Source organism: Arthrobacter sp. MOO21 (assembly GCF_057369995.2).
The window spans coordinates 2,013,328-2,038,602 of record NZ_CM170671.2 but is presented as its reverse complement, the minus strand read 5'-3'; the positions used below and the strand labels follow the sequence as shown (position 1 = coordinate 2,038,602).

Sequence of the window (25,275 nt, the reverse complement as noted above, 5' to 3'; positions counted from 1 at the left end):
ATCAGACGGCGGGCTCCAGTTCCAGCACGTCCTTGAGCCGGTCAAGCTGGGCAACATCGGAGCTGACCCGGCGCTGGAGCATCCCGTTCAGGAAACTGAAGCGGTCGAAGAAACCGAACCGTCCCTCGCGCCTGGCCTCCAGGGCGAACCGGACCCGGGTTCCTGCATCTTCCGTGCTGAGGTAGTAACCGCCCCAGCGGGTGGCCGGCCCGGAAACAATGTGGAACCGGATTTCGGCGCCTGGCCGGGCATTGGTGATCTCCAGCTCCGCGGGGATACTCAGCCCGGAGCGGCCTGCCACCATCTTCCGGTACACGGCGCCCACGGTTTCAGCCTGGCCCCGGGCCAGCTTCACGCTGCGGACGTCGTCGCGCCAGAGGGGGAGGTTGGTGGCGTCCAGGAGGAATTGGTACACAGCCATGGCGTCGCGCTCTATGAGGACCTCGTGCTCTGCGATTGCCATGAAGATAGTTCCTGTTGTTGACGTCGGCGGCCGCAATAGCCTCCTCCCCCAATGCGGTGGCTACCCGGCGATCAGGTTAGCCAGCGCCCAACCTCCGCACCTAGCCGGCACCGCCGACGTTACTGAAGAGTTACTGGATGACGCCGCGGATGACAGGACACGCAGCATGCGCCAGCGGGATGGGCGGGGCAGCCGCCATATCTGCGCTAAGCTAAGTTCTGCCCCGCGCGAGCGGCGGCAGCGCGGCTGTAGCTCAATGGTAGAGCGCTAGCTTCCCAAGCTTGATACGCGGGTTCGATTCCCGTCAGCCGCTCCAATTCCGTCCGTGGTCCAGGCGCCCGCTGTCCCGCGGATAATTAGCTGCACGGGTGTACTGTCAGTAGTCAGGAACCATTTTTCGGTTCCGCTACAGGAGCAACCATGGCTGACAAGTCCCCGCGTCAAACGGCATCAAAAAAGTCCGGCAAGTCCATCAAGGAAAAGCGCGCTGAGAAGAAGGCCGCAGCAGCGCCGGCCAGCTCCCTGGACATCACGTCCACCAAGGCCGCAAAGAAGAAGTGAGTGGCCAACAGACCCGGCTGAGCCTGGGCGTCCTGGCCTCCACGCGCAAACCGGACGAGCGCCGCGTACCCATCCATCCCCTGCACTTCGAACGGATCGCACCCGACATCCGGGAGCGCATCATCCTGGAGCAGGGCTACGGCGAACGTTTCGGTGTCCCGGACAGCCAGCTCTCCACGCTGGTGGGCCGAATGGCGGCGAGGGATGAGCTGTTGGCGGCGGCCGACGTCGTACTCCTGCCCAAGCCGCAGCCGGAAGACCTCGCCGACCTGCGTGACGGGCAGGTCCTCTGGGGCTGGCCGCACTGTGTCCAGGACCGTGCCATCACGCAATTGGCCATCGACAAGAAGCTGACGCTCATCGCCTTCGAGGCCATGAACCACTGGGCCAGCGACGGCGGTTTCGGCCTGCACGTGTTCCACAAGAACAACGAACTGGCCGGATACTGTTCGGTCCTGCATGCGCTGGCGCTGACCGGTTCCACCGGGGACTACGGGCGCCGCCTGAGCGCCGTCGTGATCGGTTTTGGCGCCACGGCCCGTGGGGCTGTGACGGCACTGAACGCTCACGGCATCCACGACGTCCAGGTGCTCACGAACCGCGGTGTCGCCGCAGTGGGCGCACCGATCCACTCGGTGAACATCGTGCAGTTTGACCACGACGCCGAAGCCCCCTTCCTGAGCCAGGTCATCACCGAACGGGGCCGGGTTCCGCTGGCACCGTTCCTCGCCGAGAGCGACATCGTGGTCAATTGCACCCTGCAGGACCCGAACAACCCGCTGACATACCTGAGGACAGAGGATCTCGCGGCCTTCAGCCCGGGCAGCCTCATTGTTGATGTTTCCTGCGACGAGGGCATGGGCTTCAGCTGGGCACGGACCACCACGTTCGCCGATCCGATGTTCACCGTGGGTGAGCACATCAACTACTACGCGGTGGACCACAGCCCCTCGTACCTCTGGAACTCGTCCAGTTGGGAGATCAGCCAGGCCCTGCAGCCGTTCCTCGAAACGGTGATGGGCGGTCCGGCGGCGTGGGACGGCAACGACACCATAGCGCGGGCCATAGAGATCCGTGATGGTGTCATCCGGAATGAAGCCGTGCTGCAGTTCCAGGAGCGCAGCCCGGCGTATCCCCACCTGGCGTTGCAGCCGGCCGCAGTCTAAGGACCCGGCCCTCAGGCGCCGGCGTGCCGGCTGACGATCCTCAGCGGGCGCCGGCACTTGAGGTCCATTCGGAGTTTCAGCCCGCCCTTGCGTGCCAGGATCGCAGCAACGGTCATGGCCGCCAGGGCGGGAACGCCGCCTGACACCAGCAGGGCCGCATGCGGATCAGCGTGCTCGGCGATCCAGCCGAGCATGGGGCCGCCCAGCGCCTGGCCGCCGATCAGCACCATGATGTACAGGCTCATCACGCGTCCACGGATCGCCATGTTGGAGCTCACCTGCACCAGCTGGTTGGATCCGGTCAGGAACATCAGGCACCAGAAGCCGGACAGCACCATCACCGCACCAAACGACGCCATCGACGGCGCCAGCACCGCCAGGCACAGCATCAGCCCATACATTCCGGCGCAGAACACCACGGACCGCAGCCGAAGCTGCCGGCGGCGGGTGGATGCCACCGCGCCGGACAGCGCCCCGAGGGCCACCAGGGCGTTGAGCAGGCCGTAGCCGCCCGCGCCGGCGTAGAAGACGTGGTCCGCGAAGGCGGCAAGCACCACCGGCAGGCTCATGGCGAACACCGAAATAAACCCGGCCATCAGCCAGGGCCAGTAGATGGTGGGCTTGCTGAGTGCGTAGCGCAGCCCCTCGCGGAGCATGCCCTTGCTCTTGGGCGCCGGGGCGCTGACGTGGAGCTGGTCCTTGCGCAGGATCAGCAGCATCGTCACCGTGGAGCAGCAGGCCACGGCATTGGCGGCAAAGGCCCACCCCGCCCCCACCGCGGTCAGGAGCAGGCCCGCAAGCGCCGGGCCGATCAGGCCCCCCAGCTGGAACGTGGTGGAGTTGACGCTGATGGCGTTGCGCAGGTACTTCGGCCCGACGAGTTCGTTGACGAACACCTGCCGGGCGGGCTGGTCAAGGACAGTGACCAGCCCGAGCACCAGGGCGATGGCGTAGACGTGCCATACCTGGATGGCGCCCGTGAGGGCCAGGGTGGCCAGCGCCGCGGCGAGGATGGCCGCCATGGCCTGGCACAGGATGAGGATCTTCCGCTTGGCGAACCGGTCAGCGATCATGCCGCCCCACGGGCCCAGCACCAGGGACGGCAGGAACTGCAGCGCCACGGTGAAGCCCACGGCCGTCACAGATCCCGAGAGCTGGAGCACCAGCCAGTCCTGGGCAATGCGCTGCATCCAGAGGGCAATGACTGCGATGAAATGTCCCACGACGAAGATCCGGAAGTTGGGCACCTTCAGCGAGATGAAGGTATGCCGCCACGGCAGGCGCTCCGCGACGACCGGCAGCGGCTGGGTCCGGTGGTCCGGCGGCGCGGAGCCCGCCGCGTCGATGACTGGTTGGGAGACGGAGGCCGACGAAGGCGGTGGGGGTGCCACAGGGATGTCCTCAAGATTGCGGGCGGTCTGGGATGTCCTTAACGCTAGGGTGGCGGAAGAAGATTATGGAGAGGTATGGTCCCTATAACTAGTATTGCGAACCGCAATACTCCTCTCGACAACGGAGCCCATATGTTTGAGCCCGCGCAGCTGCGGTCCTTCCTCGCCGTCGCCGACACCCTGAGCTTCACCAAGGCGGCGGAGCGGCTGGGTCTGGCCCAGCCCACCATCAGCCAGCACATCCGCAAGCTCGAAGCAGCGGCGAAGCGCACCCTGATCAGCCGGGACACGCGGGACGTCCGGCTGACGGATAACGGCGATGCGATGGCCGGGTTCGCCCGGACCATCCTGTCGGCACACGACGCCGCCGCCCGCTACTTCTCCGGCTCGGCCATGCGCGGGCGCCTCCGGTTCGGCACGGCTGACGACCTCGCCATCACCGGGCTGCCGCGGATCCTGCGGGAATTCCGGCAAATCTACCCACAGATCAACCTTGAACTCACCGTGGGGCAGAGCGACCAGCTTTACCGCAAGCTCAACGCCGGGCAGCTGGACCTGGTGTTCGTCAAGTGGGTGGCGGGCGCCAAGGACGGCACCGTGGTCCAGCACGATTCCTTCTCCTGGGTGGGGCTGGAGCAGACCACGCTCGACCCCGGCACGCCGGTGCCGCTGATCGCCTACCCCTCCCCCAGCCTTAGCCGGAAGCTTGCCATCGATGCGCTCGAAGCCCATGGCAGGACGTGGCGGATCACCTGCACCACACGGCAGATCAGCGGGGTGCTCGCCGCCGTCCGCGCAGGCATTGGCGTTGCCGTCATGCCGACATCGCTGGTGCCCGAGGACCTGAAGATCATCACCCGCCGCTTTGACCTTCCGGCGGTGGGGGACGTGGACTTTACGCTGATCCGCAACCCACTGGCCAACACCGAGGTGATCGACGCGCTGACCCAGTCAATCGTTGGAAGGACAATTAACCGGCAAACTTAACCCTCCAACACCGAAATATCCAGCATTTCGACATGTTAGGGGGTCCGTGTCCATTGATAGGGGAAACGGTATCCCCTATGCTGGGTTTTCCAAGGGTCAAGCAGCAGGCCGGTTCTACAAACAGGCGCGCCCCGTAGGGGGCTCCGGCGCCTGGGACAGGCAGCCAATGACGACAGCCAGGAACACCCATCTCAGCACTGCGCACGCGCGCCCGCTTTCTTCAGCACGGCCGTCCACCCGCCAGGCAAACCTCGGCGCCGGACATGCCACCGCGGACTCCGGCTACGTAGGTAAGCCAACCTGCGACAAGTGCCGCACCGACGAATTCGTCTACCTCGAGACCTACATTCCGCCGACCTACCGACGGGACGGAAGCGTAGCAACGCTGGGTGAAGTCGCCTACACCTGCACCCGCTGCGAGGATTTCTCCGCCCACAGCGTCCCCGTTACGTGGACGCCGCCGGGCTGGTACCTGGGCTAGGGATCAATCAGGAAAGCCGGGCAGCCACCATGTGGTGGCTGCCCGGCTTTCCCTGTTCCCGGAGCTAGATCAGTGCATCCGAGAGGTGGTTCGGGGTGCCGAACCGGTGGGCGGTGATGCTGACGGCTTGCTCGTGCAGGAACGGCAGCAGTTCCACGCGGCCGGCCTCAGTGACCGGGTGGGCGTAGACGGCGAGGTCCGGGCGGCCACCGGTGGCCTCGGCAAGCGCGGAAGCGTCGCCGCCGATGAGGCGGATGCGCGCACCGGACAGCTTCCCCGCGGCGGCAAGGTGTCCCGCCGAAGCCAGCCAGCCGGCGTCGGACTCCACCGTCACGTCGATGTCCAGCCCGGTCAGCACGGAGCGGAACTGCGCGGGAAGTTCGACGGCGGTGGACACGGTCAGAGCCGAGCCCGCCAGCACGCCGGCGGCCACGGTCCGGACGAGGTGCGCCAGCGGCGCGCCTTCGGAGAGGCGGATGGTGACGGGCAGGTTCCGGTAGCGGAAGATGTTGCGTTCCGCGCCCAGGCCGGAGACGTCCTTGGCGGTGCCGAACTCCGCCGCCCAGGCCTCGGCGTCGGATGCCAGGGCCCGCTGGACGGACTCAAGTTCGGCCGGCTGCAGGGCGGAGCCGGCCGCGTTCAGGAGGCGCCGCACACCGGCGTGGGTCACGGATGCCGTGGCCGTGCCCGTGGCAGGAGCCCAGTCACCGAGACCCGCGAGGTAGTTCGGGCCGCCCGCTTTGGTCCCGGCGCCGACTGCGGACTTCTTCCAGCCGCCGAACGGCTGGCGTTGCACGATTGCACCGGTGATGCCGCGGTTGACGTAAAGGTTGCCGGCCTGGATGGAGTCCAGCCAGATGCCCAGTTCCTCGGAGTTGAGCGAGTGCAGGCCTGCTGTAAGGCCGTATTCGATCTGGTTCTGGATGTCGATGGCCTCTTCCAGGGTGTCGGCGGTCATCACGCCCAGGACGGGGCCGAAGAACTCGGTGAGGTGGAAGTAGGAACCGCGCTTGACGCCGTAGCGCACGCCCGGGCTCCAGAGCCGGCCGGTGCCATCGAGCTGCTTCGGTTCGACGGCCCAGTCCTCGCCCTCGCCCAGGGTGGTCAGGGCGTTGAGGAGCTTGCCGCCGGCCGGTTCGATGATCGGGCCCATCTGGCTGGTGGGATCCTGCGGGTAGCCCACCTTCAGCGAGGTGACGGCGTCGATCAGCTGGTTGTGGAACCGCTTGGACTTGGCCACCGAGTCCACCAGGATCACCAGCGAGGCGGCGGAGCACTTCTGGCCGGCGTGACCGAACGCGGAGTAGGCCACGTCCTTCGCCGCAAGGTCCAGGTCGGCGCTGGGGGTGACGATGATGGCGTTCTTGCCGCTGGTTTCGGCCAGGAGCGGCAGGTCCTTGCGGAAGGAACGGAACAGTTCGGCGGTTTCGTAACCGCCGGTGAGGATCACGCGGTCCACGGCAGGGTGGCTGATCAGCTGCTTGCCGAGCTCCCGCTCGCCCAGCTGCACCATGGTGAGGACATCCTTGGGCACACCGGCCTCCCACAGCGCCTCGACCATCACGGCGCCGCTGCGGGCGGCCTGCTTCGCAGGCTTGATGACGACGGCGGAGCCGGCGGCGAGTGCCGCAAGGGTGGACCCTGCCGGGATGGCGACCGGGAAGTTCCACGGCGGGGTGACAACGGTGAGCTTGGCTGGGACGAACGTGGCGCCGTCGACCGTGTCCAGCTTGCGCGCGGACTCGGCGTAGTAATGGGCGAAGTCGACGGCCTCGCTGACTTCGGGGTCGCCCTGGTCGATGGTCTTGCCGGTCTCGCTGGCCATCACCTCGAGGAGGTCGGCGCGGCGGGCCTCCAGGATGTCGCCGGCGCGGTGCAGGATCTCTGCGCGCTCGTTGCCGGAGAGCTTGCCCCAGGCCTTGCCCTTTTCCACAGCGGTTGCGATGGCGGTGTTCAGCCTCGCTTCGTCATTGATGAAGGCGGCCTTGACTGAGGCGTTGCCCAGCGTGGAGGACGGCACACGCCCCAGGATGGCCCGGCCCCAGTCACGGTTGGCGGGAAGCGCGGGATCCGTGTCCGGGGTGTTCCGGAAGCCGGTGTGCGGCATGGGCTCAGGCGGAAGGCTGCGGTCCTGCCGGCGGTTGGGCAGCGGCACGCTGTTGTCCAGGGCCTCCAGCGAGGAGAGGAACCGCTGCTTTTCGCGCTCGAACAGCCCTTCGTTTTCGCTGAGTTCGAACACGGCGGACATGAAGTTGTCCTGGCTGGCGCCCTCTTCCAGGCGGCGGATCAGGTAGGCGATGGCGACATCGAACTCGGAAGGGTGCACCACCGGCGTGTAGAGCAGCAGGGAACCGACGTCCTTCTTCACGGCTTCGGCCTGGCCCTGCGCCATGCCCAGCAGCATTTCGAACTCGATACTCTGCTGTGCGGTATCCGCGATGCCGCGCTGCTTGGCCAGCAGCCAGGCGAAGGCGATGTCGAACAGGTTGTGGCCGGCCACGCCGATCCGGATGTTTTTGATCCGCTCGGGGTGCAGGGCGTAGTTGATGACGCTCTTGTAGCTGGTGTCCGAGTCCTGCTTGGTGCCCCAGGTGGCCAGGGGCCACTCGTGGAGCGAGGCTTCCACCTGTTCCATGGGCAGGTTGGCGCCCTTGACCACGCGGACCTTGATGCCGGCGCCGCCGTTGGCGCGGCGCCGCGCGGCCCAGTCCTGCAGCCGGATCATGGCGGACAGCGCGTCCGGGAGGTAGGCCTGGAGCACGATGCCGGCCTCGAGGTTCTTGAACTCGGGCTTGTCCAGGATCCTGGTGAAGACCGCGATGGTCATGTCCAGGTCCTTGTACTCCTCCATGTCCAGGTTGATGAACTTGGGCTGGGGGAACGAGTTGGCGCGCTGGAACAGCGGGGTGAGCTTTTCGACGACGTGTTCCACGGCCTCATCGAAGGCCCAGGCGGAGTGCGGGGCAACGGTGGAGGAGACCTTGATGGAGACATAGTCGACGTCGGGGCGGGCCAGCAGGGTGTGCGTGCCCTCGAGCCGGCGGGAGGCTTCATGCTCGCCGAGCACCGCCTCGCCCAGGAGGTTGACGTTGAGCTTGATGCCGTCCTTCCTGATCTTGGCGATGGCCGGGCCCAGCTTGGCGTCCGTAGCGTCAACGATCAGGTGGCCCACCATTTCGCGGAGCACCTTGCGCGCGATGGGGATGACCACCTGCGGCATGACCGGGGCCATGGTGCCGCCGAGCGCAACGGCGCTGCGCATGTACCAGGGCAGGAAGGCGGGAACCTGGGGGGCAAGCTTTGCCAGGTTGCGGGCGGCGACGTTCAGGTCCTCGGGGCGGACCACGCCGTCCACGAATCCCACCGTGAACTCCAGGCCGTTGGGGTCCTTCAGCACGCCGGCCAGCTGCTGGGCGGAGGCGTCCACGGGAACCTTGGCGGCCTCGGTGAGCCAGTGGCGGACAAGGGTGACTGCTTCGTCGGCGAGCGCCTTTGCCTGGGGGACGTCGACGTCGACCGTCTGCGGGGTGGCCGCCTTGGCGACTGCCGGTTCCATTGCAACGTGGGTCATGGTTTTCCCGATTCTTTCTCGCTGTGGGAGGGGTCTTTCCACCAGTATGAGCTTCCGCTCACATAAGATAAAGCGATCTTTTCCAACCAATACAGGTTAGGAAAACCGATGTTTTGAGCCTCCCCTTTAACGTCCGACGGCAGGCCCTCCGCCTCCCCCGGATGCCCTATCACTTTTGGTTCCTAAGACGGCCGTTTAGGGACCAAAAGTGATAGAGCAACGGGTTAGGGGGCGGAGGACCTGCCGTGAGGGAGGTTATCCAGGTGGTGCGGGAGTCGGCGTCAGGAGAGCGGGCGGTGCAGCTCCGCGAGTTCCTGGTGGCGGGGGCTGTCGGGGTTCATCAGGGAGTGCTTGCGCCCATACCCGAAGTAGATGGCCAAACCGATGATCAGCCACACCACGAACCGCAGCCAGGTCTCCCAGTGCAACTGGAGCATCAGGAAGCCAGAGGCCAGGACGCCGAATGCAGGGACCAGCGGCATCAGGGGCAGGCGGAACGTGCGCGGCGTGTCCGGGCGCTTGTACCGGAAGATGATCACGGACAGGCAGACGACGACGAACGCGGCCAGGATGCCGATGTTGGTCAGGTCCGCGACTTCCTTGATGGGGAAGACCCCGGCGAGGAACGCGGAGGCGACGCCTGCGATCCAGGTGACCCGCTGCGGTGTGCCGTGGCGGTCGGTCTTGGCGAACCAGCCGGGGAGCAGGCCATCGCGGCTCATCGAGAACCAGACGCGGGTGACGCCCAGGAGGAAGGTCAACATCACGGTGAGGATGGACAGCACGGCGAACACGGAGATGATGGTGGCGATGACGGGCAGGCCCACAGAGGTGAAGGCAGAGGCGAAGCCGGCCTTGGGATCAATGTCCTTGTAATTCTGCATGCCGGTGAGCACCAGGGTGGCGGCCACGTAGAGCAGCATGGCGATGATGAGCGAGAGCACGATGGCCTTGGGCATGTGCTTCTTGCCCTCCTTGGCCTCCTCGGCCGCGGTGCTCATGGCGTCGTACCCGAACACGGCAAAGAAGACGGTGGCGGAACCTGCAACCACGGGGCCGAAGCCGCTGGGCATGAACGGGTTGTAGTTGTTGGTGTCGATGTAGAAGACGCCGAGTCCGATGATGAAGAGGATCAGGACCACCTTGATGGCGACGGCCACGAGTTCGAAGCGGCCGAAGGCCTTGGTGCCGCGGGACAGGATCCAGGTCACCAGGAGGCAGACCAGGATGGCGGGGATGTTGACGATCCCGCCCTTGCCCTCGTCCACCGTGGAGGTCATCCAGGCAGGCATGTGGATGCCGATGCCGGCAAGGAAGGCGTCAAGGTAGCCGGAGATGCCGATGGCCACCACCGCAACGATGGCGATGTATTCGAGCAGCAGGTCCCAGCCGATGAACCATCCGATCACCTCGCCCAGCGCCACATAACCGTAGGTGTAGGCAGAGCCGGCGCGCGGAATCATGCCCGCGAACTCCGCGTAGGACAGTGCCGCCGCCGCGGAGGCGAGGCCTGCGATCAGGAAGGAAATCAGCACCGCGGGCCCCACTCCCGGGTTGCCTTCACTGCCCGCGGCCACCAGCCCCGCGAGGGAGAAGATGCCGACGCCGATGATGCCGCCGACGCCGATGGCGGTGAGCTGCCACAGCCCGAGGGACTTGAAAAGACCGCTGTGTTTGTTCTCTTCCTCGATGTCATCAATAGGCTTGCGCCGCATGATCGATTGGCTCAAATCTTTACTGCTCATCAGGAACTCCTGCTTTGGGGTGCGACCCCGCCGCGGCACGCCAAGAAACTGGCTGTGACGGGGGTAACTCGGTTCCAACAGTATGCGTGGGCGGTTGCGTTAGATAAAGTGACTACTTCTAACCTATATTCGTTAGTTTCAGTTAGGAATTCGCCATGCTCGACGTGCGCCGGCTCCGCCTGCTTCGGGAACTCAGCATCCGGGGGACGCTCGCGGAAGTGGCGGAGGCACTGCAGTACAGCCCGTCGTCAGTATCGCAGCAGCTCGCCCTGCTGGAGAAGGAAGTGGGCGTGGAACTGCTCCGGAAGACCGGCCGCCGGGTGCAGTTGACGCCGCAGGCCGAGGTGCTCGTGGCGCACACGGCGCAGCTTCTGGAAACCATGGAGCAGGCGGAGGCCGACCTCGCGGCATCGCTCACCACTGTCACCGGAACCGTGAAGATCGCCGTGTTCCAGTCGGCCGCGCTGGCCCTGATGCCCGACACCCTGACCCGCATGGCAACGGCTTATCCCGAGGTCCGGATTGAGATGATCCAGCGCGAGCCCGAAACGGCGCTGCACGAGACCTGGGCCCGGGATTTCGACCTGGTGATCGCCGAACAGTACCCGGGGCACGCCGCCCCCCGGTACCCGGAACTGGACCGGATCAAGCTCACCACCGACGCGATCAGGCTGGCCGTTCCCCCGGCGGCCGCCGGCGGTGCCGGGATCCGTTCGCTGGCGGACACTGCCGACCTCGCCTGGGTCATGGAACCCCGCGGCGCAGCCTCGCGCCACTGGGCAGAGCAGGCATGCCGCAGTGCCGGGTTCGAACCGGATGTCCGTTTCGAAACCGCGGACCTGCAGGCCCAGGCCCGCCTGATTGAGTCAGGCAATGCCGTGGCCCTGATGCCGGACCTGGTGTGGACCGGGCGCGGCACCACCGCCCAGTTGCTGGAGCTTCCGGGCAAGCCGCACCGGACCATCTTCACGTCGGTACGCCGCTCCGGCGCGCAGCGCCCGGCCATCCTGGCGGCGCGGGAAACCCTCGCAGCAGCCGCGGCGGCAGTGGCGGGGAACGACGCCGGGTGACGGGCCGCCGTCGTACCTGTCCTTCCGTGCGCCATGGGACCGCCGGTCACCGCGCAGGCGCGTCACGGGAAGCCCAAGTGTTTCCTGCGTCACTGCGGTCCTGGGGACCCGGGGCTAGACTGGTGCCGTTATGAATCGAACAATGTTCAAGTCCAAAATCCACCGGGCCACCGTCACGCACGCCGACCTGCACTATGTAGGTTCGGTCACCGTTGACCTGGACCTGCTGGAGGCCGCGGACATCCTGCCCGGCGAGCTGGTCTCCATTGTCGACATCACCAACGGCGCCCGCCTGGAAACGTACACCATCGCCGGTGAGCGCGGTTCCGGCGTCATCGGCATCAACGGTGCCGCAGCGCACCTGATGCACGAGAATGACCTCGTCATCCTGATCACCTACGCGCAGATGACCACCGAGGAAGCAAAGGCCTACCAGCCCAAAGTGGTCCATGTGGACGAAAACAACAAGGTGATCCAGCTGGGCAACGACCCCGCCGAGGGCTTTACGCCCGGCATGATGCGCCCGCCTTTCGCGCTCAACAACGCCGCACTCTGAACCCGGAGCGTGAACCCCGGTAGACACTTCCTCCATGCCCGGGGAGGAATACCTTGCTAGGAGTGCTGGCCGGTTTCTTCGTGGTGTGGTGCATCATCCTGGTGGGGTGGTTCGTGGGCCGGCGCAGGATCCTTGGAGACCATGCCCGGCCCGTGCTCAGCGGCCTTACCTTCTTCGTGGCCAGCCCGGCGCTGCTTTTTGAAACCCTCAGCAAGGCCCGCCTGCAGGAAGTGTTCGCCGAACCCCTGCTGGTGACCGCGGTGGCTGCCAGCGCCACGGCCTTGATCTTCTTCGTCCTGGCCAGGTTCTGGCTGAAGCGCGCCTTGCCCGAATCGCTGATGTCCGCCATGTCCGCGTCGCTGGCAAACTCGGCCAACCTTGGTATTCCCATTGCGGTATATGTCCTGGGCGATGCCAGCTATGTGGCGCCGTTGCTGATCTTCCAGCTGGCCTTCTTCACACCCATGTTCCTGATGATCCTGGATTCCAGCACCAGTGCCCACCGGACTACTCCCTTGGGCTTCCTCCTGATGATCCTGCGCAACCCCATGATCGTCGGCTCGGGCCTGGGGCTGCTGGTGGCCGGCACGGGCTTCCAGGTCCCGGCGCTGGTGATGGAGCCGATCCACCTGATTGGCGGCGCGGCCATTCCGGCGATGCTGATCGCGTTCGGCATGAGCCTGAACGGTACCCGTCCGCTGCAGGCCTCGGCCGGGCGGCGGCTGGACACCCTGCTGGCCAGTGGATTCAAGCTCGCTGTGCAGCCCGCCCTCGCCTACCTTTTCGCACGCTTCGCCCTGGGGATGGACGGCCACGCGCTGTTCGCGGTGGTGGTTACCTCCTCCCTGCCCACGGCCCAGAACGTTTTCGTGGCGGCCAGCCGGTACCAGACCGGCCTGACCGTCGCCAAGGACACCGTGCTGATCACCACCGTGGTGGCAGTGCCGGCGATGATCGGCGTCGCGCTTTTGCTGGCATAACTGTTTGCGTAACCGCAGCTTGGAGGGCTGATGACTACTGTTCTGGACACCGTGGTGATCGGCGGCGGGGCCATGGGCTCGGCTGCCGCCTGGGCGCTGTCCCGCCGCGGCCGCGAGGTGACGCTCGTGGAGCAGTTCGGCCCCGGGCACAAGATCGGCGCTTCGCACGGCGCCACCCGGAACCTGAACCCCGGGTACCACCAGCCTGAGTACGTGGCCATGCTGGCCGAGGGCCTGGCGCTGTGGGAGGAGCTGGAGCAGGAAAGCGGCGAGCAGTTGCTGGCGCGCACCGGCATCGTCAACCACGGCGCCAACCCGCACTTTGCAGATGTTGCCGCCGCCCTCACCTCCGCCGGTATCCGGGCGGAATTCCTGGACCCGGCCGAGGCAGGCGAGCGCTGGCGCGGCATCCGCTTCGACCAGCAGGTCCTCCACATGCCCGACGGCGGCCAGCTCAACCCCGAAGCAGCATTGCCCGCCTTCCAGCGGCTGGCCGCTGCCCGCGGCGCCGGGATCAGGCACCACACCAAGGTGGTGGGCTTCGAGATGCACGACGACGGCGTGCGGCTGACGCTCGAATCCGCTGCAGGCACCGAAGTGGTCACCGCAGCGCAGGCCGTGGTGACTGCCGGCGGCTGGACGGAGAAACTGCTGGGCAGGGCCCGCGGCAAAGAGGCAGGCGAAATCCGGATCCCGCAACTGACGGTCACGCAGGAGCAGCCCGCGCACTTCCGGATCACGGACACCGGCGCGGTGTGGCCCGGGTTCAACCACTACCCCGGGCCGGACTACCAGGGCTGGTACTCCCCCGTGTACGGCATGCAGACGCCCGGCGAGGGCATCAAGGCGGGCTGGCACGGAGTAGGACCCGTGGTGGACCCGGACCACCGCGATTTCCTGCCGGAACCCGCGCAGCTCGCGGCCCTGCAGGACTACGCCCGGCAGTGGCTGCCGGGCGTGGACGCCGACTCGTTCGAGGCCATCAGCTGCACGTACACCACCACCCCGGACGAGGACTTCATCCTGGACCGGGTGGGGCCCGTGGTCATCGGGGCAGGGTTCTCCGGGCACGGCTTCAAGTTCACACCGGTGATCGGGCGGATCCTGGCGGACCTGGCCACCGGGACCCGGCCCGCGCCGGAGATTTTCCGGGCGTCCCGCTAGCTCTGCAGCTAGCGGGAGCTCGGCGGCTTCGGGGCTGCGGCCGCAGGTTTGTCCCCGGCTGCCTCGCCAATCTGGCCAGCCTGTTCCAGCGTCCCGGCTTTCACGGCGGGCATGGCCAGCACCGCCGCCACCGTGAGCAGGCCGGCCACCAGGGCGGCCAGGAACACGGCACTGGAGGCGGCAACAACCGCTGAGGGGTTCCCGTTGCCGCCGGCGCCGCCGTAGATCGAGTTGGCCACGGCACCGAACACGGCGACGCCCAGGGCGCTGCCGATGGAACGGGCGAACATGTTGGTGCTGGTCACCACGCCACGTTCATGCCACGGAACGCTGGACTGGGCGGAAATGAGGGTGGGGGTGGCCAGCAGGCCCAGGCCGAGCCCGACGACGAAGCAGCTGAGCGCGATCAGCACCACGTTGGGTGCGCCCGCCGTCAGCGACAGGATCAGCAGGCCCGCAACCGCGATGGCGACGCCGATCAGGGCGGTGGCCTTGAACCCGATCCGGAGGTAGAACTTTCCGGCCTGGGAGGCGCTGAGTGGCCAGCCGAGGGTCAGGGCCGCGAGGGCCAGCCCGGCGACCAGCGGGGAGGAGGACAGCGCGCCCTCAAGGAACGTGGGCACGTACGAGGTCAGCCCGATCATGACGGCGCCAACGCCGAAGGACACGAGCGCAGTGGTGGCCAGCAAGCGCCGGGAGACCACCCAGGAGGGCAGGACGGGCTCCGCTGCGCGCCGCTCCACAAGCAGGAACGCGGCCAGCAGCAGGGCGCCGACGATGAAGATGCCATAGCTGACGGGAGAATCCCATGCCCAGGCCTGGCCGCCCTGGAGGGCGCCGAGGATCAGCAGGCCCAGCGAGCCGGCCAGCAGGGCAGCACCCGCGTAATCCACCTTGTGCCGGGCCCGTTCCACGTTCTCGTGGAGGGTCCGGACCAGCATCCATCCCGCCAGCAGGCAAAGCGGCACGTTGACCAGGAAGATGCCGCGCCAGATGCCCAGGGCCGAGAAGACACCGCCCAGGCTGGGGCCCACCACGGAGGAGATGGCCCACACGCTGGCCAGGTAGCCCTGGACCTTGGCGCGTTCCTCCAGCGAGTAGATGTCGCCGGCGATGGTGATGGAGACCGGGAGGACTGCCCCGGCACCCAGTCCCTGCAGGGCCCGGAAGGCGATCAGGGAGGGCATGCTCCAGGCAACGCCGCACAGCACCGAGCCGAGCAGGAACAGCCCGATGCCGGTGAGGATGATCGGCTTGCGGCCGGCCATGTCGGAGAGCTTGCCGTAGATGGGCACGGACACCGCCTGCGCCAGCAGGTAGGCGGAAAAGAGCCAGGGGAAGCTTGAGAAGCCGCCGATGTCATGGACGATGGACGGGACGGCAGTGGCCACGATGGTGGAATCGATGGCCACGAGCCCGGTGGACAGCATGAGGGCGATGAGGATGGGCCCGCGTTCGGACCGGAATCCCACGCCTTGTTTAGCGTCAGCCATGTCAGACAGCCACCAGCCCTGCGGCCTGGGCCAGCAGTTCCACGGAGCGCAGCCGGCCCTCGGTGCCGGTGCTCTGGTGCGCCACGATGAGTTCGTCGGCGTCGGCGTGCTTGCCGAATTCCGTCAGGTATTCCATGACGACGTCGGGCGTCCCCACTGCCGAGTAGCGCATCATTTGTGACACGTGCTGCCCCTGCGGCGAGTCGAGGACCATGTCCGCCTCGTCGTCCGTGAATTCCCGGCCGCCGCCGAAGAAGAGGGAGACACGGGCACGCTTGGTGGCCAGCATCATGTCCTGCGCCTCGGATGCGGAGTCGGCGGCGATGACGTTGACGCCGGCGATGACGTACGGCGCGTCGAGCTGGGCGGACGGCTTGAACTCGCGGCGGTAGATGGCCACGGCGTCCTGCAGCGCCGCCGGGGCAAAGTGCGAGGCGAAGGCGTAGGGCAGGCCCAGCTGGGCGGCCAGGCGGGCACCGAAGAGGGACGAGCCAAGGATGTAGAGCGGAACGTTGGTTCCCTTGCCGGGGGTGGCTTCAACTCCCTGGATGCGGGTGGGACCGGTGAGGTAGCCCTGCAGTTCCAGGACGTCCTGCGGGAAGCTGTCGGCGGACATCGGGTCGCGGCGGAGCGCCCGCATGGTGTTCTGGTCGCTGCCGGGAGCACGTCCCAGGCCCAGGTCGATCCGGCCGGGGTGCAGGGTTTCCAGGGTGCCGAACTGTTCGGCGATGGTCAGCGGCGAATGGTTGGGGAGCATGATCCCGCCGGCGCCCAGTCGGATGGATTCGGTGTGTGCCGCAACATGGGCGATCAGGACGCTGGTGGCCGAGGAAGCGATGGAGGACATGTTGTGGTGTTCGGCGTACCAGACCCGCCGGTAGCCCAGCTTTTCGGCCTTTTGCGCCATGGCCACGCTGCCCGCGAAGCTCTCCGCCGCCGTCTGGCCTTTGCCGATGGTTGCCAGGTCAAGGATGGAGAGGGGAAGAGTCACGTCAGGTGCCGGCCTTTCAGGAACGTTGCGTAGTGTGTTGCCGGCCGGATTAAGGCGGGCACTTGGTGCATAACGACGGCGGCCCCCGGCTTATTTCTGTGATCTGCGGAATACTCAGCCTACTGATGATGTTGCCGCCCCTATGAGCCCAGAGACAACGAACCAGCTGGAACTGTCCACAACTATCGACCTGAAGGACCTCGGAACCGTGCACCGGCTCGGTTTTGGCGCCATGCGCATCGTCGGCGACGGGGTGTGGGGCGAGCCCGCGGACCGCCAGGCCGCCGTGGCCGTGGTGCGCCGCGCCGTCGAACTCGGTGTCGACTTCATCGACACCGCCGACTCCTACGGCCCCAACATCAGCGAGGAAATCATCGCCGAGGCCCTGCACCCGTACAAGGAAGGGTTGAAGATCGCCACGAAGGTGGGCTTCACCCGCACCGGTCCGAACAGGTGGGTTCCCGTGGGCCGGCCTGAATACCTCCGCCAGCAGACCGAGCTGAGCCTGCGCAAGCTCAAGGTGGACGCCCTGGACCTGCTGCAGCTGCACCGGATCGACCCGAAGGTGGACCGCGAGGAGCAGTTCGGCGTGCTGCGCGAACTCCAGGACGAAGGCAAGGTCCGTGCCTTGGGCCTGTCGCAGGTGGGCGTTGAGGAACTCGAAGCGGCCGGAAAGCATTTCACCGTGTCCACCGTCCAGAACCGCTACAACCTCACCGACCGAAGCTCCGGGGACGTGCTGCGCTACTGCGAGGAGAACGGCATCGGGTTCATCCCGTGGGCGCCCATTTCCGCCGGCGAACTCGCGCAGCCCGGCGGTCCGCTGGATGCCGCTGCCAAGCGGCTGGGCGCCACTGCCTCGCAGGTTGCCCTCGCCTGGCTGCTGCGCCGCTCGCCGGTGATGATGCCGATTCCGGGTACCGGTTCCGTGCAGCACCTTGAAGAGAACATGGCCGCCGCCGGCATCACGCTCGACGACGACACGTATGCCGGGCTTGAAGCCGCCGGCAGGTAGAGAACGAGCAAGACAGAGAAACAACAGTCAGGAGAAACAGTTATGGCAAACATCCTTATGGTCGTCTCGGCGGCGGATTCCCTCACCATGAAGGACGGCAGCGAACACCCCACAGGCTACTGGGCTGAAGAGCTGGTGGTGGCCCACCAGACCCTGGCCGGGGCCGGCAACACCGTCCACATCGCAACTCCCGGCGGCAGGAAGCCCACCGTCGACCAGGTGAGCCTGGCGGCCGAGTCGGCAGGTGGCGAGGAGCGGGCGCAAGGCTTCAAGGACTACCTGGCCAAGATCGATAACGAGCTGGCGCACCCGCTGGTCCTGGCCGACGTCGACGTTGCCGGCTACGACGCCGTGGTGATGCCCGGCGGCCACGGCCCCATGGCCGATCTCTACAAGGACGCCGACCTGGGCCGGTTGCTGGTGGCCGCTGACGGCGCCGGCAAGGTCATCGCGCCGTTCTGCCACGGCCCTGCCGGGCTGCTGAGCGCAACGGCCGACGACGGCGGGTTCCCTTTCAGGGGCCGCCGCCTCACGGTCTTCAGCAACGAAGAGGAACTGGGCGGCGGGACCGGCGAGAACACGCCGTGGATGGTGGAGGACGCGCTGAAGGAGAAGGGCGCCGTCGTCGAAAACTCCGCTGCCTGGTCCTCCAACGTGGTGCGGGACGGCAACCTCATTACCGGCCAGAACCCCCAGTCCAGCGAGGACGTGGCCAAGGAAGTCCTCAAGGCACTGTCCTGAGTTTGACGTCAACGCAGTAGAAGAGGGGACCAGCCATGGGCTGGTCCCCTCCCTTGTGGCGCACGACGTTGGGCGCCGCGCTGCCTGCTACTTCAGTTTGAAGTTGGCACTGATGGAGCTTCCGTCGTTCGCCGTCATGGTCAGCGTGTAGCAGCTGCCGGCCACGGTGGGCGTCTTCCAGTTGTAGATGAACTGGCCGGAGGTGGCGTCGTACCGCAGCGATGTGTTGCCCGTGGCGGTGGTTTCAATGTCGTCCACCGGGCTCAGGAGCGAGCACGTCACCTGCTTCGTAGTGAACTTGGCCAGGGCCGGATCGGTCAGTTCGGTGTCGCCTGCGAAGATCTCGAACTTGGCCGGAACGGTGCTGCCGTTCTTGACCGTGTTCAGCACACCGTTCATGTCGACCGGCTGGTAGAAGCCCTTCAACGTCCAGGCCTTGACCGTGTAGGACTGCGTCACCGTGGTGGTGTTGCCAGCCAGGTCTTTAGCCGTTGCCGTGAGGGTGTGCGGGCCAACTGCAGAACTGTAGCCATCGACCACGCAGCTCCCCGCGAGGCCCGAAACGCTGTCCGATGCGGTGCAGGTGGGTTTCGCGGCGGTGGCGCCGAAGTAGCTGTCGGCGACGACGGAGTCGAAGGAAACGGTCGGAGCAGTCTTGTCGATCTTGAAGGTATGCGACGCCGCACCCGCGGCAGTGGTGTTGCCGGCGACGTCGCTGAACGCGGGGCTCAGGACCTCAACCTCGCCTTCACCGTCGGTGGTTGCCGTCCGGGTAGCCGTGGCCGGCCCCGATGTTGCGTCGGTGCCGGTGAAAGTGGCAACCACGTCACTGCGGTACCAGCCGTTTGTGCCTTCAAGTCCCGCTGCACTGCTGTAGCCGACGGACGGCGCAGTCTTGTCGATCTTGAAGGTCTGCGTCATCGCACCTGCGGCTGTGGTGTTGCCGGCGATGTCGGTGAATGCCGGGCTGTCTACCTTAACCGCGGCACCCTCACCGGAGGAGGTCACGGCCTGCGTTGCCGCCAGCAGCCCGGAGGTGGCGTCGGTTCCGGTGAAGGTGGCCTCGACGTCGGAGAGGTACCATCCGTCGTTGCCCTGGGTGCCGGTCCCGCCGCTTGCAGCGACAGTGGGTGCTGTTGCATCCTTCCCCAGGTTCACGGTCTGGGTGGCAGCAGTTCCGCCGGAGCTGCTCGCGGAGCAGCTGAAGTCGGTTGCCACGAGATCGGCGGTGATGTCCTGGTCCTGGCACCCGGTCAGCTGCAGGGTGCTGGGAGAATCCTGTTCGGTGACGATCCAATGCAGGGCCACCGGGCTCTTGTACCAGCCGTTGGAACCGTCCGGGATGGCGGGTGACAGCGTGTAGGAGATCTCCGGGGCCGACCCGTCGGTGATGTTGTACGTGACGGAACTGCTGGCGGTGAGGCCGCCCTGGTCCGTGTAGGTGCAGGAAACCGTCTGGGAACCGACACCGCCTGCCGCGTCGGTTCCCGAAATGGCGCTCAGCGTTGCCCCGAAAGTGCTGGCGCCGTCTTCAGTGTCCGAAACGCTGCAGAGAGCCGCTGGGACTGATCCCTTGACGTAGGAAGCACCCGCCGTCACCCCCGTGATGTTCAGGACCGGCGCGGTGTTGGAAGGTGCCGCGGCTGCCACGTTGACGGTGAACGTGGCGGGCGCGAGGTTGAAGGTGCCGCCGGTGTTGTTGCTGACCTGGCTGGCACTCACGGTGGCAGTACCGGCCCCCACCGGTGTGATGGTCAGGGTCTTCGTGTCCCCACAGGATGTGAACGTGACGCTCGAAGGTGACACGGTAGCGACGGCTGTGTTGCTGGAGGCGAGGTTCAGCGAAAGCGTTGTGGAACCCGTCAGGTTGCAACCGTTCTTGATGTCGTTCGTGGGGGCGACCGCGAGCGTCGTGGTCCCGTTCGCACCGCCCGCGTTCAGCGGCAGCACCTCCGCGGTTGAGTCGATGCTGCCGTCAAGGTTGTTGAAGATGTCGTCCGCGAAAGCCACCCCACCGCCTGTCAGCAGCAGGCTTCCCACCGCGACCGCCGCGGCTGTTTTGGTGCTGGTTCGCCTGAGCAGGCCCGTCCCCCCAGCAGTCGTTTTCCCACCTGGCGAATGATTCATGTGTATGCCTCCCTCATGGCTTACGGCCCACCCGGACCGCAACGTACTTCACCGTAAGTTGGGGGATGGGCGGAGAACACGCGTAATGACCACCTGTCTTTCCTCCGTGAGTACTCGTTTTCTGCTGGATCCGTGGCGGTGGCGTGGGCGGACTGGCCGCTGGGCGGCGGGTCGGCAAAGTATGAGGCCGTGCTGTCCGACGCAACCGTCACCGGCGCACGGAAGGAAAAGTCCGAACTGAACCCGGCGGGGAACGTCGTCCGTTCACCAGGCCGGCAGTGCGGGCACCGGGCCCGTCGCCTCAAGACCCCCGGCATCGCCGCGCGCCAGCCACTTCAGAAGCCCCTCCCGGTCAGACTCCACCCGCAGGCCGCCGTCACCGATGACCCATTCATCGCGTTCCTCGGTCACCAGCGTCATCCCCGGCGCTCCCTTGGCACGCAGCGCACGCACCACGGCCTCGATGGCATTCAACAGCGAATCCGGGTCAGCCTCCTCGATGGTCCAGGCAGTGTCCAGGTCATGGTGGTGCACCACCACCTCCGCAATCCGGAGCGCAACGATGGACGTGGCCGGCAGTTCCCGGCCAGCCACCCGCACTTCCGTTGCCGCAAGGTCCCCGGTCAGCCGCGAGGCTTCAACCGCGAACTGAACGGCCGATTCCCGGACTTCAGCCAGGAGTTCCTCCTGCGGCAGGGCAGCAAGGGCGGCGATAGCCTCCGACCGTGCTTCACGGGAAGCGTAGAGCTGGCGTTCCTCCCCGGAGTCGGCCCAGTCGATCAGCCCCACCAGGGCACGTCCACTGGATGCGACGTGGGCGATGACGTGGGCACGGGTCCACCCTTCACAGAGCGAAGGAGCAGCCAACTCATCATCGGACAAGGAGGAGACCGTGGCCAGGAACATTTCCGTCTCCCGGCCCAGGCGGGACAGGTCTGCGTGCAGGCGCGCTGGATTGATCATCACGCCAGCCTAACCGCGGCGCCACGGCGCCGGCCATCGTTATCGCACCCCTGTTTCATACCGGCAGCATATGGACTAAGACACCGCCCCAACCACCGCCGGAATGGGGTTCCGTTGGCGTGGTTGAGGCCTGTCCCCGCTGGATTCATTGAGCCAGCCGTCACCTTTGATATGCGGATGCCGCCCAATGCACCCCCGGCAGGAAACCCGGCATTTGCCTCATATGTTCCACGTCACATTGCCTGTCAGGCTGGGTTGCCGAGGCCGCAGACCGGATTCCTCCGGATGCCGCAACGCCTTCACATACACCCCCGAAAGGACATGGGACCATGACGCTGCCCCACCCACATTCCACGATCTCCGGAGATCCGGGGAAGGAAGCCCGCACAGCCAACTGGGTGGCTTTCATAATTTGCGCGGCCCTCCTGTTCGATGGCTATGACCTGGTGGTCTATGGCACGGTCCTTCCCGGCCTGCTGGCGGACGCCGGCCAAATAGGGCACTTCGATGCGGCCACCGCCGGGCTCCTCGGGTCCTGGGCACTGATCGGCGTGCTGGTGGGGTCGCTGGCATGCGGGGCCATCGGGGACTTCTTCGGCCGCCGCCGACTGATGCTCGCGGGCATCGCCTGGTTCTCCCTGGGCATGTTTGCTACCGCACTGGCCACAAACGTGGCCGCCTTCGGCGCCCTGCGGTTTGCCACCGGACTGGGGCTGGGCGTCGTGATCGCCAGCGCCGGGGCCACGATGGCCGAGTTCGCCCCTGCGGGACGGCGGCAATTCTACAACGCGATTGTGTACTCCGGCGTCCCCGCGGGCGGCGTGCTGGCGTCCGTCCTGGGCATCGCCTTCCTGGACAGCATCGGCTGGCGCGGGCTCTTCATCATTGGATCCCTGCCCCTCCTGGTCATCCTGCCAATCGCGTGGCGAAAGCTGCCGGAATCCCCGCGGTGGCTGATGGCCTGTGGCCGGGAAGAGGAAGCCCTGGCTGCTGCATGGCGCACCGGGGTACCGCTCGCCGAGGAACAGGTGATCCGCCAGGTTGGTGCCGCGCCGCGGAAGTCCGGCTTCGCCGCCGTCTTCTCCCGCCAGTTCGCCGTCGCATCCATCCTGCTGGGCCTGATGTCATTCTGCGGACTCCTGCTGACGTACGGCCTCAACACCTGGTTGCCCAAGATCATGGAAGGCTACGGATATGGCAGGACCTATGCCCTGTTCTTCCCGCTGGCCCTGAACCTTGGCGCCGTGGTGGGCGGACTGGCCGCGTCCCGGATGGCGGACCGGAACGGACCGCAGCGGGTCATCGCTGCCACGTTTGCCCTCGCCACCATTTCCCTGGGATTGATGACGTTCAGCTTCCCGCTGCCGCTGCTCTTCGCCTTCATCGCCACCGCCGGCGTGGGAACGCTGGGAACCCAGGTGCTGGTCTACGGCTTCCAGTCCAACTACTTCACCACCAATGCCCGGGCCGCCGGCGTCGCCTGGTGCGCCAGCGTGGGCCGCCTCGGCGGCGTACTGGGTCCGATCATCGGCGGCTGGCTGGCAGCCGCCGGCATCGGCGGGGCCACAGCCTTCTACCTCTACGGGGCGGTGGCCCTGCTCGGCGCCGCCGTGACCATCCTGGTGCCGCGCCAGCACCGTCTGGAGAAGGCGGCGGACGTCGGCCTGGAACAACCCGATTACGTCGGAAAAGTATCTTAGTGCGGCCCTTTAGGGTTACTCTATGAATCAATGAGGCCGCGCTGTGCCTCATCCCGATTGGTTGGAGAGGCGGCACCGCAATGGAGATCCGGCAGCTGAACTACTTCATTGCGGTGGCGGAAGAGCGCCATTTCGGCAGGGCAGCCAAGCGCCTGCACATGGCGCAGCCGCCCCTCTCGCAGCAGATCCGCCAGCTGGAGGACCAGCTCGGCGTCCAGCTTCTCAACCGCACCACCCGCCGGGTGGATCTGACGGCGGCGGGGCAGCTCCTGCTGGACCGCGGCCGCCAGATCGTCAACGACGTCGAAACGCTCCGGGCAGATGTCTACCAGGTGGGCAAGGGCGCCACCGGCGTCCTCCGGGTGGGGTTCTCGGGGTCCGCGACCTACGGCGTCATGCCCCGGATTGCGCGCCTCAGCAAACAGCTCCTGCCAGGCTTGTCGCTGGCGCTGAACGGGGAAATGCTGACGCCATCCATGGAAGCGGGCCTTCGGAACGGGACCCTGGACGCGGCACTGCTGCGTCCCCCCGTTGCGTCCGAGGAGATCGACTACCGCGTCGTCACCCAGGAACCGCTCGTCGTCGCGCTTCCCTCCTTCAGTGCCCTTGCGGTGGACCGGCCCGTGGCCATGCACGAACTGCAGGACCAGGACTTCATCGCCTACTCGCCTGAGTCCGTGCTGAACCGTATTACCTCGGACCTCTGCCGCCAGGCGGGCTTCCAGCCGCGGATCACGCAGGTGGTGGGCGAGACCTCCACGATGCTGGCGTTCGTGGCCGCGGGCGGCGGCATCGCCGTCATGCCGTCCAGCGTGCGCGCTTTCCAGCTTGAAGGGGTCGCGTACCGGGAGATCGACAATGCTCCTCCGGTGGAACTCGCCGTCGCCTGGCTGCGCGGCCACCGCTCGGCCCTCCTCCAAAACTTCCTGGACATCGTGGCCACGGCAACGTCTGACGCGTCAGCTCCTGCCGCTACCCACACTCCTGTTGATGAAAGGCTTCTCCCATCATGAAGATCGCAGCCATCGAGGCGATCCCGTACTCGATACCGTACCGCCACCCGCTCCATTTCGCTTCCGGGTCCGTTCACGAGGCCGACCATGTCCTGGTCCGCGTCCACACCGATGACGGCCTGGCAGGCACTGCAGACACTCCACCCCGCCCCTACACCTACGGCGAAACGCAGAAGTCCATCGTCGCGGTGGTTGAGGACGTCTTCGCCCCGCAACTGCTAGGCACTGACATCTTTGACCGGGAGAAGATCCAGGCGGTCATGGCCCGGACGGTACACAACCAGACCGCCAAGGGCGCGGTGGACATCGCCGTGTGGGACGTCATCGGCAAGACCCTGGGGCAGCCCGTCACCAAACTGCTGGGTGGCTACACAGACTCCCTTCGGGTATCCCACATGCTCGGATTCAAGCCCGCCCAGGAACTCCTTGAACTGGCCCTGGAGTTCCGGGAGACCTACGGCATCAACACCTTCAAGCTCAAGACCGGTCGCCGTCCGCTGCACCTCGACATCGATGCCGCCAGGGTGCTGCGGCAAGGCCTGGGCGAAGACGCCGAGCTGTACATGGACGCCAACCGCGGCTGGACTGCCAACGAGGCTGCCGAGGTGCTGCGGCGCACCGCCGATCTTGGCCTGCAGTTCCTCGAAGAGCCCGACGACGCCCGCGAGATCCTGGGCCGCCGCCGCCTGGTCACCAACTCCCCCATCCCCATTGCCGCGGATGAGTCCGCCGCCAACCTCGGCGAGGCCGCCCGGGAAATCCTCACCGGCGGGGCGAACCTCCTGGCCGTCAAGACCGCCCGGTCCGGCTTCACCGAAGGCGCCAAGATCGTGGGAATGGCCGAGGGCATGGGCATCGATGTCTACATCGGCAACCAGATCGATACCCAGGTGGGCACCGTGGCCTCCGTGGTGTTCGGCGCAGCCTTCGCCCACACCGCCAAACGGGCTGCAGAGCTGTCCAACTTCCTGGACATGTCCGATGACCTGCTGGCCCAGCCGCTGGCCATCACGGGCGGCCAGATCCACGTTCCCGAAGGTCCCGGCGTGGGCACGGACGTGGACGACGACAAGCTCGCCCGCTACCGCACCAACTGA

The 25,275-nt window shown here is 66.4% G+C and carries 21 protein-coding genes and 1 tRNA gene; 14 read left to right on the top strand and 8 right to left on the bottom strand.

Annotated features, from left to right (window positions below):
- Window position 1: 1 nt before the first annotated feature.
- Window positions 2-463: an SRPBCC family protein gene (locus AC2JAJ_RS09375; protein ID WP_501053459.1), complete on the bottom strand. Its 462-nt coding sequence runs from the start codon at window positions 461-463 to the stop codon at window positions 2-4.
- 242 nt (window positions 464-705) lie between these two features.
- On the opposite strand from AC2JAJ_RS09375, the gene AC2JAJ_RS09370 reads away from it, so the two are divergent.
- From AC2JAJ_RS09370 to AC2JAJ_RS09360, 3 genes are all read left to right on the top strand, one after another.
- Window positions 706-779, top strand: a tRNA-Gly gene (locus AC2JAJ_RS09370).
- A 104-nt stretch (window positions 780-883) separates the two neighbouring features.
- Window positions 884-1,024: a hypothetical protein gene (locus AC2JAJ_RS09365; RefSeq protein ID WP_167562169.1), complete on the top strand. Its 141-nt coding sequence runs from the start codon at window positions 884-886 to the stop codon at window positions 1,022-1,024.
- The gene (locus AC2JAJ_RS09360; RefSeq protein WP_486416713.1) at window positions 1,021-2,190 is read left to right on the top strand and encodes a N(5)-(carboxyethyl)ornithine synthase; all 1,170 of its coding nucleotides are present in this window, start codon (window positions 1,021-1,023) and stop codon (window positions 2,188-2,190) included. The genes AC2JAJ_RS09365 and AC2JAJ_RS09360 overlap by 4 nt, the downstream gene beginning before the upstream one ends.
- 11 nt (window positions 2,191-2,201) lie before the next feature.
- On the opposite strand, the gene AC2JAJ_RS09355 is transcribed toward AC2JAJ_RS09360, so the two are convergent.
- Window positions 2,202-3,581 carry an MFS transporter gene (locus AC2JAJ_RS09355; protein WP_501053458.1) on the bottom strand — a complete coding sequence of 460 codons (1,380 nt, stop codon included), beginning with the start codon at window positions 3,579-3,581 and terminating at the stop codon, window positions 2,202-2,204.
- Window positions 3,582-3,713: 132 nt separating this feature from the next.
- Here AC2JAJ_RS09355 and AC2JAJ_RS09350 point away from each other — a divergent pair, with 132 nt between their 5' ends.
- Window positions 3,714-4,568: a LysR substrate-binding domain-containing protein gene (locus tag AC2JAJ_RS09350; protein WP_221387388.1), complete on the top strand. Its 855-nt coding sequence runs from the start codon at window positions 3,714-3,716 to the stop codon at window positions 4,566-4,568.
- Between the two features lie 166 nt (window positions 4,569-4,734).
- Window positions 4,735-5,049: a hypothetical protein gene (locus AC2JAJ_RS09345; protein WP_221387387.1), complete on the top strand. Its 315-nt coding sequence runs from the start codon at window positions 4,735-4,737 to the stop codon at window positions 5,047-5,049.
- 64 nt (window positions 5,050-5,113) lie between these two features.
- Here the strand turns inward: AC2JAJ_RS09345 and AC2JAJ_RS09340 are convergent, their stop codons facing one another.
- Complete coding sequence (locus tag AC2JAJ_RS09340) at window positions 5,114-8,620, bottom strand: bifunctional proline dehydrogenase/L-glutamate gamma-semialdehyde dehydrogenase (protein ID WP_486416076.1); 3,507 nt, start codon at window positions 8,618-8,620, stop codon at window positions 5,114-5,116.
- Window positions 8,621-8,901: 281 nt separating this feature from the next.
- A complete protein-coding gene (locus AC2JAJ_RS09335) occupies window positions 8,902-10,365 on the bottom strand; it encodes an amino acid permease (protein ID WP_473695409.1) in 1,464 nt (487 codons plus the stop codon).
- 155 nt (window positions 10,366-10,520) lie between these two features.
- Between AC2JAJ_RS09335 and AC2JAJ_RS09330 the strand changes: the two genes are divergently transcribed.
- The 4 genes from AC2JAJ_RS09330 (at window position 10,521) to AC2JAJ_RS09315 (ending at window position 14,135) form a co-directional block, all read left to right on the top strand.
- Window positions 10,521-11,435 (top strand): LysR family transcriptional regulator, encoded by a 915-nt coding sequence (locus AC2JAJ_RS09330; protein WP_473695407.1) that lies wholly within the window; start codon window positions 10,521-10,523, stop codon window positions 11,433-11,435.
- Between the two features lie 130 nt (window positions 11,436-11,565).
- Window positions 11,566-11,991, top strand: a complete 426-nt coding sequence (panD, locus tag AC2JAJ_RS09325; RefSeq protein ID WP_221387383.1) for an aspartate 1-decarboxylase — start codon at window positions 11,566-11,568, stop codon at window positions 11,989-11,991.
- Between the two features lie 53 nt (window positions 11,992-12,044).
- A complete protein-coding gene (locus AC2JAJ_RS09320; RefSeq protein ID WP_221387382.1) occupies window positions 12,045-12,971 on the top strand; it encodes an AEC family transporter in 927 nt (308 codons plus the stop codon).
- A gap of 30 nt (window positions 12,972-13,001) precedes the next feature.
- Window positions 13,002-14,135, top strand: coding sequence for an FAD-dependent oxidoreductase (locus AC2JAJ_RS09315; RefSeq protein WP_486416077.1), 1,134 nt, complete (start codon window positions 13,002-13,004; stop codon window positions 14,133-14,135).
- A gap of 8 nt (window positions 14,136-14,143) precedes the next feature.
- On the opposite strand, the gene AC2JAJ_RS09310 is transcribed toward AC2JAJ_RS09315, so the two are convergent.
- Together AC2JAJ_RS09310 and AC2JAJ_RS09305 are read right to left on the bottom strand one after the other, a co-directional pair.
- On the bottom strand, window positions 14,144-15,628 hold the full coding sequence (locus AC2JAJ_RS09310; RefSeq protein WP_486416078.1) for an MFS transporter: 1,485 nt from the start codon (window positions 15,626-15,628) through the stop codon (window positions 14,144-14,146).
- Window position 15,629: 1 nt separating this feature from the next.
- Window positions 15,630-16,619, bottom strand: a complete 990-nt coding sequence (locus AC2JAJ_RS09305) for an LLM class flavin-dependent oxidoreductase (RefSeq protein ID WP_486416079.1) — start codon at window positions 16,617-16,619, stop codon at window positions 15,630-15,632.
- Between the two features lie 142 nt (window positions 16,620-16,761).
- Here AC2JAJ_RS09305 and AC2JAJ_RS09300 point away from each other — a divergent pair, with 142 nt between their 5' ends.
- Complete coding sequence (locus AC2JAJ_RS09300) at window positions 16,762-17,634, top strand: aldo/keto reductase (protein WP_501053457.1); 873 nt, start codon at window positions 16,762-16,764, stop codon at window positions 17,632-17,634.
- Window positions 17,635-17,676: 42 nt separating this feature from the next.
- Window positions 17,677-18,375 carry a type 1 glutamine amidotransferase domain-containing protein gene (locus AC2JAJ_RS09295; protein WP_486416080.1) on the top strand — a complete coding sequence of 233 codons (699 nt, stop codon included), beginning with the start codon at window positions 17,677-17,679 and terminating at the stop codon, window positions 18,373-18,375.
- Between the two features lie 87 nt (window positions 18,376-18,462).
- Here AC2JAJ_RS09295 and AC2JAJ_RS09290 read toward each other — a convergent pair whose 3' ends face one another.
- Both AC2JAJ_RS09290 and AC2JAJ_RS09285 read right to left on the bottom strand, forming a co-directional pair.
- Window positions 18,463-20,385 (bottom strand): PxKF domain-containing protein, encoded by a 1,923-nt coding sequence (locus AC2JAJ_RS09290; RefSeq protein WP_501053456.1) that lies wholly within the window; start codon window positions 20,383-20,385, stop codon window positions 18,463-18,465.
- A 381-nt stretch (window positions 20,386-20,766) separates the two neighbouring features.
- On the bottom strand, window positions 20,767-21,465 hold the full coding sequence (locus tag AC2JAJ_RS09285; protein ID WP_486416082.1) for a maleylpyruvate isomerase family mycothiol-dependent enzyme: 699 nt from the start codon (window positions 21,463-21,465) through the stop codon (window positions 20,767-20,769).
- Between the two features lie 398 nt (window positions 21,466-21,863).
- Between AC2JAJ_RS09285 and AC2JAJ_RS09280 the strand changes: the two genes are divergently transcribed.
- The 3 genes from AC2JAJ_RS09280 (at window position 21,864) to AC2JAJ_RS09270 (ending at window position 25,275) form a co-directional block, all read left to right on the top strand.
- Window positions 21,864-23,165, top strand: coding sequence for an MFS transporter (locus AC2JAJ_RS09280; RefSeq protein ID WP_486416083.1), 1,302 nt, complete (start codon window positions 21,864-21,866; stop codon window positions 23,163-23,165).
- Between the two features lie 80 nt (window positions 23,166-23,245).
- Complete coding sequence (locus AC2JAJ_RS09275) at window positions 23,246-24,178, top strand: LysR substrate-binding domain-containing protein (RefSeq protein ID WP_486416084.1); 933 nt, start codon at window positions 23,246-23,248, stop codon at window positions 24,176-24,178.
- Window positions 24,175-25,275, top strand: coding sequence for a mandelate racemase/muconate lactonizing enzyme family protein (locus tag AC2JAJ_RS09270; RefSeq protein WP_486416085.1), 1,101 nt, complete (start codon window positions 24,175-24,177; stop codon window positions 25,273-25,275). Before AC2JAJ_RS09275 ends, AC2JAJ_RS09270 begins: the two co-directional genes overlap by 4 nt.

What these genes read in the sequence shown, in the direction of transcription:
- AC2JAJ_RS09375 (WP_501053459.1), bottom strand. Translation starts at nt 463, where the DNA reads ATGGCAATCGCAGAGCACGAGGTCCTCATAGAGCGCGACGCCATGGCT.
- AC2JAJ_RS09365 (WP_167562169.1), top strand. Translation starts at nt 884, where the DNA reads ATGGCTGACAAGTCCCCGCGTCAAACGGCATCAAAAAAGTCCGGCAAG.
- AC2JAJ_RS09350 (WP_221387388.1), top strand. Translation starts at nt 3,714, where the DNA reads ATGTTTGAGCCCGCGCAGCTGCGGTCCTTCCTCGCCGTCGCCGACACC.
- AC2JAJ_RS09345 (WP_221387387.1), top strand. Translation starts at nt 4,735, where the DNA reads ATGACGACAGCCAGGAACACCCATCTCAGCACTGCGCACGCGCGCCCG.
- AC2JAJ_RS09340 (WP_486416076.1), bottom strand. Translation starts at nt 8,620, where the DNA reads ATGACCCACGTTGCAATGGAACCGGCAGTCGCCAAGGCGGCCACCCCG.
- AC2JAJ_RS09335 (WP_473695409.1), bottom strand. Translation starts at nt 10,365, where the DNA reads ATGAGCAGTAAAGATTTGAGCCAATCGATCATGCGGCGCAAGCCTATT.
- AC2JAJ_RS09330 (WP_473695407.1), top strand. Translation starts at nt 10,521, where the DNA reads ATGCTCGACGTGCGCCGGCTCCGCCTGCTTCGGGAACTCAGCATCCGG.
- panD (WP_221387383.1), top strand. Translation starts at nt 11,566, where the DNA reads ATGAATCGAACAATGTTCAAGTCCAAAATCCACCGGGCCACCGTCACG.
- AC2JAJ_RS09315 (WP_486416077.1), top strand. Translation starts at nt 13,002, where the DNA reads ATGACTACTGTTCTGGACACCGTGGTGATCGGCGGCGGGGCCATGGGC.
- AC2JAJ_RS09310 (WP_486416078.1), bottom strand. Translation starts at nt 15,628, where the DNA reads ATGGCTGACGCTAAACAAGGCGTGGGATTCCGGTCCGAACGCGGGCCC.
- AC2JAJ_RS09300 (WP_501053457.1), top strand. Translation starts at nt 16,762, where the DNA reads ATGAGCCCAGAGACAACGAACCAGCTGGAACTGTCCACAACTATCGAC.
- AC2JAJ_RS09295 (WP_486416080.1), top strand. Translation starts at nt 17,677, where the DNA reads ATGGCAAACATCCTTATGGTCGTCTCGGCGGCGGATTCCCTCACCATG.
- AC2JAJ_RS09285 (WP_486416082.1), bottom strand. Translation starts at nt 21,465, where the DNA reads ATGATCAATCCAGCGCGCCTGCACGCAGACCTGTCCCGCCTGGGCCGG.
- AC2JAJ_RS09275 (WP_486416084.1), top strand. Translation starts at nt 23,246, where the DNA reads ATGGAGATCCGGCAGCTGAACTACTTCATTGCGGTGGCGGAAGAGCGC.
- AC2JAJ_RS09270 (WP_486416085.1), top strand. Translation starts at nt 24,175, where the DNA reads ATGAAGATCGCAGCCATCGAGGCGATCCCGTACTCGATACCGTACCGC.